General features: G+C 61.5%; 9 protein-coding genes. 2 read left to right on the top strand and 7 right to left on the bottom strand.

Features of this window, described 5'->3' with window-relative positions:
- Window positions 1–404: 404 nt before the first annotated feature.
- Window positions 405–3,473, bottom strand: coding sequence for an efflux RND transporter permease subunit (locus tag PseuLF5_RS07485; RefSeq protein WP_340133303.1), 3,069 nt, complete (start codon window positions 3,471–3,473; stop codon window positions 405–407).
- A 6-nt stretch (window positions 3,474–3,479) separates the two neighbouring features.
- Window positions 3,480–4,580 carry an efflux RND transporter periplasmic adaptor subunit gene (locus tag PseuLF5_RS07480; RefSeq protein ID WP_123465046.1) on the bottom strand — a complete coding sequence of 367 codons (1,101 nt, stop codon included), beginning with the start codon at window positions 4,578–4,580 and terminating at the stop codon, window positions 3,480–3,482.
- A gap of 94 nt (window positions 4,581–4,674) precedes the next feature.
- Between PseuLF5_RS07480 and PseuLF5_RS07475 the strand changes: the two genes are divergently transcribed.
- Complete coding sequence (locus PseuLF5_RS07475; RefSeq protein WP_123465044.1) at window positions 4,675–5,310, top strand: TetR/AcrR family transcriptional regulator; 636 nt, start codon at window positions 4,675–4,677, stop codon at window positions 5,308–5,310.
- 129 nt (window positions 5,311–5,439) lie between these two features.
- Here PseuLF5_RS07475 and PseuLF5_RS07470 read toward each other — a convergent pair whose 3' ends face one another.
- On the bottom strand, window positions 5,440–6,222 hold the full coding sequence (locus PseuLF5_RS07470) for a class I SAM-dependent methyltransferase (RefSeq protein ID WP_445262416.1): 783 nt from the start codon (window positions 6,220–6,222) through the stop codon (window positions 5,440–5,442).
- A gap of 93 nt (window positions 6,223–6,315) precedes the next feature.
- Here PseuLF5_RS07470 and PseuLF5_RS07465 point away from each other — a divergent pair, with 93 nt between their 5' ends.
- Window positions 6,316–6,936 (top strand): energy transducer TonB, encoded by a 621-nt coding sequence (locus PseuLF5_RS07465; RefSeq protein ID WP_222834428.1) that lies wholly within the window; start codon window positions 6,316–6,318, stop codon window positions 6,934–6,936.
- Window positions 6,937–6,939: 3 nt separating this feature from the next.
- On the opposite strand, the gene PseuLF5_RS07460 is transcribed toward PseuLF5_RS07465, so the two are convergent.
- Genes PseuLF5_RS07460 through PseuLF5_RS07445 form a run of 4 tightly spaced genes read right to left on the bottom strand, consistent with a single transcriptional unit; the run spans window position 6,940 to window position 9,669 of the window.
- On the bottom strand, window positions 6,940–7,632 hold the full coding sequence (locus PseuLF5_RS07460) for an extensin-like domain-containing protein (RefSeq protein WP_340133302.1): 693 nt from the start codon (window positions 7,630–7,632) through the stop codon (window positions 6,940–6,942).
- A gap of 2 nt (window positions 7,633–7,634) precedes the next feature.
- Entirely contained in the window at window positions 7,635–8,471 is an 837-nt protein-coding gene (locus PseuLF5_RS07455; protein ID WP_340133301.1) for an isocitrate lyase/PEP mutase family protein, read from the bottom strand.
- A gap of 29 nt (window positions 8,472–8,500) precedes the next feature.
- A complete protein-coding gene (locus tag PseuLF5_RS07450) occupies window positions 8,501–9,361 on the bottom strand; it encodes a DUF72 domain-containing protein (RefSeq protein WP_123465036.1) in 861 nt (286 codons plus the stop codon).
- On the bottom strand, window positions 9,361–9,669 hold the full coding sequence (locus PseuLF5_RS07445; RefSeq protein WP_123465034.1) for a hypothetical protein: 309 nt from the start codon (window positions 9,667–9,669) through the stop codon (window positions 9,361–9,363). Before PseuLF5_RS07445 ends, PseuLF5_RS07450 begins: the two co-directional genes overlap by 1 nt.
- Between the last annotated feature and the right edge of the window lie 32 nt (window positions 9,670–9,701).

Raw genomic sequence — 9,701 nt, 5'->3', positions numbered from 1 at the left:
ACGCGCACACCTCATCCCGCCTCGCTCCTCACCACTCAACAGGATGAGCGTTAGCTCGGCTGCAGCTTTTGATCTTGATCCACAGGCCCCGTCGGCAGGCTGAGTGGAGGGATTGATCCGGGGGTGGGAGCGCAGCGACCGTTTGGCGAAGCCAAACACATCGAGAGGAGGTGCAGCGAAGCAAACCGGAGGCGATGCGCCCGGAACAATCCCGGAGCGAAGGAACCCCGAGCCCCAGCGAGCGGGCCGAACGTTGGGGCAAAGACCTTTGGTTCCTTTGGGGCGTTTGCCAAAGGGACTCGCCGTAAGGGCGAAACCGCCAGCCGCAACCCCCAAACCAACGGATATTCACCCACCCCCCCAAGAACCTGGCCGGCCCGAAGGCCGCCACGTCAAACCAAAGATCAACCCTCGCGACGAACCCTGAACCAAGCCGCATACAACGCCGGCAAAAACAACAACGTCAGCGCCGTCGCCACAATCAACCCACCCATGATTGCCACCGCCATAGGCCCGAAAAACACACTCCGAGACAAAGGAATCATCGCCAGAACCGCCGCCAGCGCCGTCAACACAATCGGCCTGAAGCGTCGCACGGTCGCCTCGATAATCGCCTGCCACGGCCTGAGCCCGGAGGCAATATCCTGCTCGATCTGATCCACCAGAATCACCGAATTGCGCATGATCATCCCCGACAGCGCGATCGTCCCCAGCATCGCCACAAACCCGAACGGCTGACGGAACACCATCAAAAACAACGTCACCCCGATCAACCCCAACGGCGCCGTCAAAAACACCATCGCCGTGCGCGAGAAGCTACGCAGTTGCACCATCAGCAACGTCAGCACCACGACGATGAACATCGGCACCCCGGCATTCACCGACTTCTGCCCGCGCTCGGAATCTTCCACCGTGCCGCCGACATCCAGCAAGTAACCATCCGGCAATTCAGCACGAATCGAATCCAGCGTCGGCATGATCTGTTTGACCAGTGTCGCCGGCTGCTCCTTGCCATAAATATCGGCCCGTACGGTCACGTTCGGCAGGCGATTGCGGTGCCAGATAATGCCCTCCTCGAAGCCATATTCCAGCGTGGCGATCTGCGACAACGCCACACTGCGGCCGTTGTCCGTCGGCACCGCCAGACTCGGCAACAACGACAATTCAGTGCGCTCATGCACCGTGCCGCGCAGCAGAATCTCGATCAATTCGTTGTCTTCGCGGTACTGACTGACACTTGAGCCGGTCAACGAACTCTGCAGGAATTTCGCCAGATTGGCGGTGCTCACCCCAAGTGCCCGAGCGCGATCCTGATCGATATTCAGATACACGACCTTGCTCGGTTCTTCCCAATCCAGATGCACATTGACCACATGCGGATTCTCGCGAACCTTCGCCGCCACCTTGCGCGCCAGCGCGCGGACTTCCTCGATGTGTTCACCGGTGACGCGGAACTGCACCGGGTAACCCACCGGCGGCCCGTTCTCCAGACGCGTCACCCGCGAGCGCAGGGCCGGGAACTGCTCGTTGAGCGTGTCGATCAGCCAGGTGCGCAGCACCTCGCGCTCCTCGATGGTTTTCGCCAACACCACAAACTGGGCGAAGCTCGCTGCCGGCAATTGTTGATCCAGCGGCAGGTAGAAACGCGGCGAACCGGTGCCGACATACGTCACGTAGTTGTCGATGCCTGCGTGATCCTTGAGCAGCGCTTCCAGGCGCTTGACCTCGCCGGCGGTGTTGGCCAAAGACGCGCCTTCGGCGAGTTTCAGATCGACCATCAATTCCAGCCGGTTGGAGGCCGGAAAGAACTGCTGCGGCACGAACCGGAACAACATCACCGAGGCGATGAACAGCCCCAGCGTCATCACGATCACGGTTTTGCGATGCACCACGCACCACTCCACCAGCCGCCGCACCCGCTGATAGAACGGCGTGCCGTAAGGGTCTGACTGGCCATCCGCCGTTCCGTGTTTGGCCGCATGAATCTTCGCCAGATCCGGCAGCAGTTTTTCCCCCAGATACGGCACGAACATCACCGCCGCCACCCACGAGGCGAGCAACGCGATGGTCACCACCTGGAAGATCGAGCGGGTGTATTCGCCAGTGCCGGACTGCGCCGTGGCAATCGGCAGAAAGCCTGCGGCAGTGATCAACGTACCGGTAAGCATCGGGAATGCGGTGCTGGTCCAGGCATAGCTCGCCGCGCGAATACGGTCGAAGCCCTGCTCCATTTTGATCGCCATCATTTCCACGGCAATGATCGCGTCGTCCACCAGCAAGCCCAGCGCCAGCACCAGCGCGCCGAGGGAAATCTTGTGCAGGCCGATGCCCAGGTAATACATGCAGGCGAAGGTCATCGCCAGCACCAGCGGAATGGTCAGCGCCACCACCATGCCGGTGCGCACGCCAAGGGAAAAGAAGCTCACCAGCAACACAATCGCCAGCGCTTCCACCAGCACCTGAACGAACTCGCCGACCCCGGTTTTCACCGCTGCCGGCTGGTCGGAGACCTTGCGCAACTGCATGCCGGCCGGAAGGTTTTTCTGGATCCGCGAGAACTCGCCTTCCAGTGCTTTGCCGAGCACCAGAATGTCGCCGCCATCTTTCATCGCCACGGCCAGCCCGATCGCGTCCTCACCCATGAAGCGCATGCGCGGCGCCGGTGGATCGTTGAAACCCCGGCGGACATCAGCGACGTCGGAGATGCGGAACGTGCGATCGCCGACGCGGATCGGGAAGTTCTTTATCTCATCGACGGTCTTGAAATTCCCCGTAACCCTTAGCTGCAAACGCTCGCTGCCGGTCTCGAAGAAGCCGGCGGTGGACACCGCGTTCTGTTCTTCCAATGCCTGCTGCACGGCTGCCAACGGCAAGCCGAGGGTGGCGAGTTTGACGTTGGACAGTTCGACCCAGATCTTCTCGTCCTGCAAACCGAGCAGGTCGACCTTGCCGACGTCCTTGACCCGTTGCAGCTGGATCTGAATGCGGTCGGCGTAATCCTTGAGCACGGCGTAGTCGAAACCATTGCCGGTCAGCGCATAGATATTGCCGAACGTGGTACCGAATTCATCGTTGAAAAACGGCCCCTGAATCCCCGGCGGCAAGGTCTGCCGGATGTCGCTGACCTTCTTGCGCACCTGATACCAGAGGTCGGGAATCTGGTTGGAATGCATGGAGTCGCGGGCGATGAAGGTGACCTGCGACTCACCCGGGCGAGAGAACGAGACGATGCGTTCGTACTCACCGGTTTCCATGAGTTTCTTTTCAATGCGCTCGGTGACCTGGCGCGAGACTTCCTGCGCGGTCGCCCCCGGCCAACGGGTCTGGATGACCATGGCCTTGAAGGTGAACGGCGGGTCTTCACTCTGGCCCAGTTTGGTGTAAGACAAGGCGCCGACGATGGCCAGCAACAGCATCAGGAACAGGACGATCTGGCGATTACGCAGCGCCCATTCGGAAAGGTTGAAGCGCATCGGGACTTACTCCTTGTCCGCCAGATGGACCACACGGTTGGAGCGATCCACGGGGCGCACCTGCTGGCCTTCGAGCAGCACATGCACGCCAGCGGCGACCACCCAGTCGTTGGCGTTGAGGCCTTCGAGCACCGGCACGGTTTTTTCGCCGAACGGACCGACGCGTACCGGGGTTTTCTTCAGCGTGTTGTTGGCGCTGACGACCCAGACATAGGTCGCGCCGTTTTCGGCGGTCAGCGCCGAGAGTGGCACCGACAACGGCACGGCATCGGCCGACTGCACGAACACCCGGGCGCTCTGGCCCAGCTCGGCCGGGACCTTGCCGCTGGTGAAGGCAATGCGCGCGGCGAAGGTGCGGGACTTTGGATCGGCTGCAGGCGACAGTTCGCGGATCTGCCCGGCGAAGCGCTGGTTCTGTTGCGTCCAGAGTTCAACGGTCACCGGCTGACCGACCTTGAACCGGCCAAAACTTTGTTCCGGCAGGCTGATGAGCACTTCGCGTTCGCCGTCGGTGGCGAGGGTGAACACGGTTTGCCCGGCCGCGACCACCTGACCGACTTCCACCGAACGCTTGGCCACTACGCCGTCCTGCGGCGCGCGCAGCACCGCGTAACTCGCCTGGTTGGTCGAGACGTTGAATTCGGCTTTGATTTGTTTGAGGCGGGCTTCACCGGAGCGGTAAAGGTTTTCGGCGTTGTCGTAAGCCGAGCGGCTGACCATCTGCCGGTCCATCAGGGTCTTGTAGCGGTCGCGTTCGGCGCGCACCAGATTGAGGTTGGCTTCGGCAGCAGCGACCTGGGCGCGGGTGGCCTCCAGTTGCAGGCGGACATCCTGCGGATCGAGCTCGGCCAGCGGTTGATCGGCCTTGACGCGTTGGCCCTCATCAACCAGTCGTCGGCTGACTTTGCCGCCGATGCGGAACGCCAGATCGGGCTCGTAGCGCGCGCGCACCTCGCCCGGGAAACTTTCCATCGCCTGCGTCGAAGGCTCTGGCTGCACCACCATGGCCGGTCGCACGGTCACTTGCACCGCCTCCTCCTGACCACACGCCGACAACAAAAACGCCAGACTGGCTGGCAACGCAAAGGACAACGCATGGCGGAACATGGTGACGGACCTTTCGCTAATGGTGCTTGGAATATTTATACTGGCCGGTATGGTATTAATAGCAAACTCACCAGTCCAGTATTAAAAGCGAAGAATGTCGAACAATCTTTCAGCTCCAAACGGCCCGGGCCGTCCGAAGGATCCGGCCAAGCGCCGGGCGATCCTCGATGCGGCGAAAATCCTGTTTCTGAGTCAAGGCTACGCCAACACCAGCATGGACGCGGTCGCCGCCGAGGCTGGCGTGTCGAAGTTGACGGTTTACAGCCACTTCAACGACAAGGAGACGCTGTTCTCCTCCGCCGTGATGGCCAAATGCGAGGAGCAGTTACCGCCGCTGTTCTTCGAATTGCCTGCCGGCATCGCCGTGGAAAATGTGTTGCTGAACATTGCGCGAGGCTTTCATCAACTGATCAACAGCGAAGAGTCGGTGAATTTGCACCGTTTGATGATGGCGCTGGGCACACAGGATCCGAAGCTCTCGCTGATCTTCTTTGAGGCCGGCCCCGAACGCATGGTGCAAGGCATGGAGCGGCTGCTGAAGCGCATCCACGAGACCGGCGCGTTGAGCATCGACCAACCGCGTAACGCGGCCGAGCACTTCTTCTGCCTGATCAAGGGCGCGGGGAATTTTCGCTTGCTGTATTGCTGCGGTGAGCCGCTGAGTGAAGAGGCGGCGGAGATCCATGTACAGGAGGTGGTGGGGTTGTTCATGCGGGCGTATCGGCCCTGATTATTCAGGGTCTGTGCTGATGCCATCGCTGGCAAGCCAGCTGCCACAGGGGTTGTGGTAAACACCCATCGTGCGAACGACACAAAAACCTGTGGGAGTTGGCTTGCCTGCGATTGGACCGACTCGGTTTTACGGCTTGAGCGCTTTCTTCGGGTAAATATCGTATCGGCTGGACTTGCCATCCAGCGCATGACTCGGCTTCGGCCCTTCGATACACGGCGCCTTGCGCGGACGCTTGACCACCACCCGGTGCGTCGCCAGTGCCAGCGCCGCTTCAAGCAAGGCCGGGGCATCCGGATCATCCCCGACCAATGGCCGGAACAGGCGCATTTCCTTCTTCACCAACGCGGTTTTCTCGCGATGCGGGAACATCGGGTCGAGATAGATCACCTGCGGCGGCTCGCCTTCCCAGTTACGCATGACCTCGATGGAGTTGCCCTTGAGCAGCTTCATCCGCGCCACGATCGGCGCCACCTCGAAATCTTCCGCCGCCCGCGCCAGACCGTCCTCCAGCAGCGCACCGATCAGCGGCTGGCGCTCGATCAGGCTCATCTCGCAACCGAGGCTGGCCAGCACGAACGCATCCTTGCCAAGCCCCGCCGTGGCATCCAGCACCCGTGGTCGCACGCCCTGGGCGATGCCGACGGCCTTGGCGATCATCTGCCCGCTGCCGCCGCCGTACAACCGCCGATGCGCCGCGCCGCCCTCGACAAAATCGACGCGTACCGGCCCCGGTGCATCCGGGCCCAACTGCTGCAGTTGCAAACCCTGCTCGCCGAGCTGCAAGGCGAACTCACCGTCGGCCATTGCCAGCGGCAGGCCCAGACGCTCGGCCCACTGCTCGGCTTGCGCTTCAAACGCCGGGCCGAGGGCCTGGACATGGATGCGGCAGGCCGCGGGTTGCTCAATCATGAAAACACGCTCAAAAAAGTTAAGGATCGGCAAAAAGTGGCCGATAAACCAATCAACGCGCATTTTGCCAGAGCTGAGCGTCAACCGAAAAAAATGTCAGGCATTCTTCCCACATCGATTGGCTACATTTCGCCCCATGGCGACTTCAGCCGTCAAAACACTCAAGCACTGAGCGGCGTCAGTCACCTGTGGCAGGATTTCTTTGCCCAGGCGCTGGCGGAACAGACGAGTGAAGTGGTACCCGCCTGCGGCACATTCCCCCCGGTTGACCTGAGCAGCCCTGAAGAACCGACCCTGGGCAGCGAACTGCACGCGCACATCATCAGCCAGCGCGAATGCGATGTGGTCGAAACCGAAGTGCGTCCGCCGGAGCCGCTGTTCCTGCCGATCGCCGAATTCGAAATGGAATTGCTGGACAAGCCGTTCCCGCCGTTCCCGCCTGAAGAGCTCAAGGCTCAGCAAGAGCAGCAGGATTTCGACAGCAGCTGGGTACGCCCGATCGTGATCAACAACGGCCAGCCAACACCAGAGCCTGGTCCGGCCCCGCAGAAGAAGCCGCTGTACCTGCCGATTGCCGAGTTCGATCTGGATCTGCTGCAAAAGCCTTTCCCGCCATTCCCGCCAGAAGAAATCGCCGAGCAACAGAAGGCGCTGGACTTCGATAACGGCTGGGCCCGCCCGATCGTTCTGCAGAACCTGCGCCTCGCCGCCTGACCCTCAGCGACACACGCTCCAGCGCCCGACATCGACATGAAAGTGATTACGGTGAGCGGCGTTGTAATCCGGGCTCAATACCACACTGAACGCCTCACAGGCGCCGTCACGCACCTGGCGTAGAAACTGCGCGTCGCGAGTTTGCCCTGGCCAGTCCTTGAGGACGCTGATGCTGCGCCCGCTGGCCAGACGAAATCCGGCGATATCCAGCGCATCGGCACTGGCATGCCGGCTGAGTGCGCCGCTCTCACGGTTATAGACATTGCGGCAGGCGAAGCTGCCAAGGTGATCGAGACGGCTGACTTTCTCGCCGTAAACGGCTTGAGCGACGGGTTGCAGGGTGTGGCGCTCAAACAAAGCGTAGGCCACCGCCAGCGGACAACTGGCGAGGAAACCGCTGCTCAGCGCGACCTCGCCGCCCTGCACGCGTAAGGCGCCGATCAGCGGACACTTGGCACCGGGGCTGTCGGATTGCCGTGTGACACGCAGTCCAGAGCTGCTCAGCGCCTGTGCACAGAGTTCGGGATCGCTGCGCAAGCGCATCAGTTTGTAGCCGGTCAGCCAGTTGGGGACTGCCTTCACATCCAGCGGCGCCCACGGATTCCACTCGGCTGGCACGTCCAGCCAGCCACGCCAGACACTGACCATCGCACCGCCAATCAGCAGCAGCACACTCAGCGCAAACCAGCGTCCCACGTTCAGCCTTTGAAAAACTGATTGGCCTGGGCGTAGGGCATCGACTGCGAAGTAAACCCGAAGGTGCCCGTTTGCTGGATCTCTTCAGCGGCGCGGAAGAACTCGCCGAACGCGGCCAGTGCCAGTGCCGAACCGGTGCTGATGCGCCGCACGCCCATTTCTTCGAGTTCCTGCACCGTCAACTTCAAACCGCCGGACATCAACACGTTGACCGGCTTCGGCGCCACCGCACGCACCACTGCCAACACTTCTTCGGCACTGCGCAAACCTGGCGCGTACAGCACGTCGGCACCGGCTTCGGCGAACGCCTGCAAACGGCGGATGGTGTCGTTGATATCGGGATGACCGTGCAAGTAGTTTTCCGCACGGGCGGTCAGGGTGAAGGGAAAAGGCAGCGTACGCACGGCGGCGACGGCGGCTTCGATGCGCGCCACCGCGTGTTCGAAGCAATAGATGGGCGCGTCGACGCGGCCTGTGGCGTCTTCGATTGAACCACCCACTGCGCCCGCCTCGGCGGCACGCAACAGGCTGTTGGCGGATTCGATCGGGTCATCGGCGAAGCCGTTTTCCAGATCCACCGCCACCGGCAGATCCGTGGCCGCGACAATCGCCCGGACGTTGGCCAGGGTCTCATCGAGCGTCAACGCACCATCGGCCTTGCCTTGGGAAAACGCATAACCGGCGCTGGTCGTGGCCAAGGCCTGATAGCCGAGACTGGCGAGCATCTTCGCCGAGCCCGCATCCCATGGGTTGGGGATGACGAAAATGCCCGGCCGTTCATGCAGGGCTTTGAAAGCGTGGGCTTTACGGGCTTGTTCTTCGCGGGCTTGGGCGTCCATCGGCAGGCTCCTGGGCAGAAAAAACCGCCTCAGAGCAGGCCAAGTTGCTCGGCGGCGGGTTCTCTGTATAGCTCAGGCAGCGATGGCAGGCCAGGCAAACGTTGCATCAATTGCGTGTGAAAACGTTGCGCCAGTTTCGCCGCCAGCAGGTTGTCGGCGGTGTGCAGAAAGATATAAGGCGTGCGGCCCTCTTCGATCCACTCGGCGATTTTTGTTACCCACGGCACGAGGAAGGGATCGTTGGCTTCGAGTTCGGGATGCCCGATGAAGCGCACTTGCGGGGACTGCGTGAAGGCCGCCGGGCGCGTCGGTACACGGGGCTTTTTGGACTGCGCGTGAATCACCGAAGACTCGGTCGACAGGCAACTGAACAGCGCCCGCGGATCGAGGCAGATGCGTTCGACGCCACGGTCGAGCAGCAGACGATTGAGCAGGCGCTCACTCTCGCCCTTGGCGAAGAACTGCTCGTGACGCACTTCCACCGCCAGCGGGCAATCCAGCGCATCAATGAACCCCGCCAATTCCGGCAGACGCTGCGGCGTGAAGCTTTTCGACAGTTGCAGCCAGAACGGCGCGACGCGTCCGCCCAGCGGCTGCATCAACTGCAAAAAGGTTTCGGCGGCGGTCAGTTGCTCGCGCAGGTCACCGCTGTGGCTGATGTCGCCGGGGAACTTGGCGGTGAAGCGAAAGTGCTCGGGCATGACCTCGGCCCAGCGCTGCACGGTGGCCGGCGACGGGCTGGCGTAGAAGGTCGTATTGCCTTCCACGGCGTTGAACACTTGGGAATAGAGACCGAGAAAGTCGGAGGTTTTCGCGTCTACCGGGTACAGATACTCGCGCCAGGCATTTTCGCTCCAGGACGGGCAACCGAGGTAGTAAGGCAGCGCCATCAGATGTACAAATCGAGGCCCAGCACGTCTGCATCCCAATCGACAAAACCGGCGGTGCTCAGGTAACTGGCCAAGGCCATCGCTACGCTCTTTTTCATCGCACGGTGATAAATCATGTCTTGCTGACGGGCAGGCAGATTGCTCAGGCGTTGTGCCGAGGCTTTGGCAGCACGGGCGGCCAGTTGCTCTTCAGTCGGGAACTCCAGCTCGCCGTCGATATCGTCGACGGATTCATCCAGCGCCACATTGCCTTTGCGAGGCTTGCGCTTGATGGGATAGGACTGAGAGGAAACGCCGTCTATACGCATAAATTCATGCTCGGTATCAATGATGGCAATTT

The organism is Pseudomonas sp. LF-5, assembly GCF_037626295.1.
Taxonomy (GTDB): domain Bacteria; phylum Pseudomonadota; class Gammaproteobacteria; order Pseudomonadales; family Pseudomonadaceae; genus Aquipseudomonas; species Aquipseudomonas monsensis.
Note: the sequence above shows the minus strand (reverse complement) of the source record. Positions and strands in the feature narration are given on the sequence as shown.

Bases quoted from the DNA above. Each gene is read 5' to 3' on its own strand.
- PseuLF5_RS07450 (WP_123465036.1), bottom strand. From the start codon at position 9,361: ATGGCGCTGCCTTACTACCTCGGTTGCCCGTCCTGGAGCGAAAATGCC.
- PseuLF5_RS07445 (WP_123465034.1), bottom strand. From the start codon at position 9,669: ATGCGTATAGACGGCGTTTCCTCTCAGTCCTATCCCATCAAGCGCAAG.
- PseuLF5_RS07465 (WP_222834428.1), top strand. From the start codon at position 6,316: ATGTCAGGCATTCTTCCCACATCGATTGGCTACATTTCGCCCCATGGC.
- PseuLF5_RS07470 (WP_445262416.1), bottom strand. From the start codon at position 6,222: ATGATTGAGCAACCCGCGGCCTGCCGCATCCATGTCCAGGCCCTCGGC.
- PseuLF5_RS07455 (WP_340133301.1), bottom strand. From the start codon at position 8,471: ATGGACGCCCAAGCCCGCGAAGAACAAGCCCGTAAAGCCCACGCTTTC.
- PseuLF5_RS07485 (WP_340133303.1), bottom strand. From the start codon at position 3,473: ATGCGCTTCAACCTTTCCGAATGGGCGCTGCGTAATCGCCAGATCGTC.
- PseuLF5_RS07475 (WP_123465044.1), top strand. From the start codon at position 4,675: ATGTCGAACAATCTTTCAGCTCCAAACGGCCCGGGCCGTCCGAAGGAT.
- PseuLF5_RS07480 (WP_123465046.1), bottom strand. From the start codon at position 4,580: ATGTTCCGCCATGCGTTGTCCTTTGCGTTGCCAGCCAGTCTGGCGTTT.